At 67.8% G+C, this 2,062-nt stretch carries 2 protein-coding genes; one reads left to right on the forward strand and one right to left on the reverse strand.

Annotated features, from left to right (window positions below):
- Positions 1 to 15 precede the first annotated feature (15 nt).
- Positions 16 to 1,404, forward strand: coding sequence for a M20 family metallopeptidase (locus V6M48_RS04475; protein ID WP_332811325.1), 1,389 nt, complete (start codon positions 16 to 18; stop codon positions 1,402 to 1,404).
- A gap of 129 nt (positions 1,405 to 1,533) precedes the next feature.
- Here V6M48_RS04475 and V6M48_RS04480 read toward each other — a convergent pair whose 3' ends face one another.
- Positions 1,534 to 1,821 carry a hypothetical protein gene (locus V6M48_RS04480; RefSeq protein WP_332811326.1) on the reverse strand — a complete coding sequence of 96 codons (288 nt, stop codon included), beginning with the start codon at positions 1,819 to 1,821 and terminating at the stop codon, positions 1,534 to 1,536.
- Positions 1,822 to 2,062 lie beyond the last annotated feature (241 nt).

The following is a 2,062-nucleotide window of genomic DNA, read 5'->3' on the forward strand; positions in this document are numbered from 1 at the left end:
CGAGGAGACGACCCCATGACCCGCGCCCAGGCGATCGCGCATGCCCAGGATTATTTCGATTCCGGCAGCCTCAAGCACGATCTCTCCCGCCTCATCGCCATGCCGACCGAGAGCCAGAACCCTGAGCGCGCTCCCGTGCTCAGCGACTATCTCGAAAAGGAGATGCGCCCGCTGCTCGAAGGCCTCGGCTTCACCTGCAAGACGCTGACGCATCCGAAGGCGCGCGGCCCCTTCCTCTTCGCCGAGCGCATCGAGGATCCGTCCCTGCCGACGATCTTCGGCTACGGCCATGGCGACGTGATCCGCGGCTTGGACGCGCAATGGAGCGAGGGCCTCTCGCCCTGGACGCTGACCGAACGCGGCGACCGCTGGTATGGCCGCGGCGTCGTCGACAACAAGGGCCAGCACGTCATCAACATCAACGCGCTACGCGCCGTGCTCGAGACGCGCGGCAAGCTCGGCTTCAACGCCAAATACCTGATCGAAATGGGCGAGGAATGCGGCTCGCCGGGCCTGCGCGAACTCTGCACCGACCAGAAGGAACTCTTCCGCTCCGACGTGCTGATCGGCTCCGACGGCCCCCGCCTCAATGCCGAGCGCCCGACGGTCTTCCTCGGCTCGCGCGGCGGCGTCACCTTCGACCTCACGATCAACGCCCGCGAAGGCGGCCACCACTCGGGCAATTGGGGCGGCATCCTCTCCGACCCGGCGATCCAGCTGGCCCATGCCATCGCCTCGATCGCCTCGCCGACGGGGCAGATCCGCATCCATGAATGGGTACCGAAGGAGCTGCCGGAGCCGGTGCGCAAGGCGCTCGCCGATTGCGAGGTCGATGGCGGTCCGGACGGCCCGGTGATCGATCCCGAATGGGGCGAGCCCGGCCTGTCACCGGCCGAGCAGGTCTTCGGCTGGTGTTCCTTCGACGTACTGGCGATGAAGTCGGGCGTGCCCGAGACCCCGGTCAACGCCGTGCCGCCGAGCGCCTGGGCGCGCTGCCAGCTCCGCTTCGTCGTCGGCATCGACCCGAACGAAGTGCTGCCGGCGCTGCGCCGTCACCTGAAGCGCCATGGTTTCGGCATGGTCGAGGTCACGCTCGCCCGCGACGAGATCTTCAACGCCACCCGCCTCGATCCAGAGGACGCCTGGGTCCATTGGGCGCTGGCCTCGATCGCCAAGTCGACTAACAAGAAGCCGGCGCTTTTACCCAATCTCGGCGGCTCGCTGCCCAACGACATCTTCTCGGAGATCCTGGGCCTGCGCACCATCTGGGTGCCGCACTCCTATCCGGGCTGCTCCCAGCATGCGCCCGACGAGCATCTGCCCGTCGCGATCGCACGCGAGGGGCTGGGCATGATGGCCGGTCTCTATTGGGACCTCGGCGAAGGCACGACGCCGCCGCTCTGACCTCAGCGCTTCGCAACCACCGCCGTCATGCTCGCCCTTGTGGCGAGCATCCACGTCTTGAACACAGCCCTCAACAGGCGAAGACGTGGATGGTCGGGACAAGCCCGACCATGACGGGAAGCCCCACTCCTAGCGAGACGACGGCACCTGATCGCCGTATTCGCGGTCGAAGACGGCAGCGTCAGGGCGCTGCCGTTCCAGGCTCTCGCGATAGCGCAGGCAGCCGCGCAGGAATTTCGGCCAAGGCGGAACGGCGATCTCGGGCTCGATCTGCTCCGGCAGCAATCCCCAAAGCTGCGGATGGTGCCAGCCTAGATCATGACCGGTGGCGTCGCGATGCTCGCGGATGCCGGCGCGCAGGCGCCGGACTTCCGTCAGCAGCTCCTCGCGGCTCATCCTGTCGAGGTCATCATCCATCGGCGATCTCCCGGAGCAGGATGCGAAAGCGCGGGTACCGATTCTTCGCGCGCAGCTCCAAGCCTTTGACACGAGACGGGTTTGCCCTACCCGCCCCGTTCCTGCGGCTGGCGCGGACCGCGCGAGGGCGGCAGGTCGACCGGCGTCGCCGGCGGGGTTTCCGGCGGCGCGTTCGGCGGTAGCTCCGGCGGCGGATCGTTGGGGATGCCGGTCGGCTCGGCATCGGGCGGTGTCTCGACCG

The sequence above is a fragment of the Sphingomonas sp. genome (assembly GCF_036677245.1).
In the GTDB taxonomy this organism is placed as follows: domain Bacteria; phylum Pseudomonadota; class Alphaproteobacteria; order Sphingomonadales; family Sphingomonadaceae; genus Allosphingosinicella.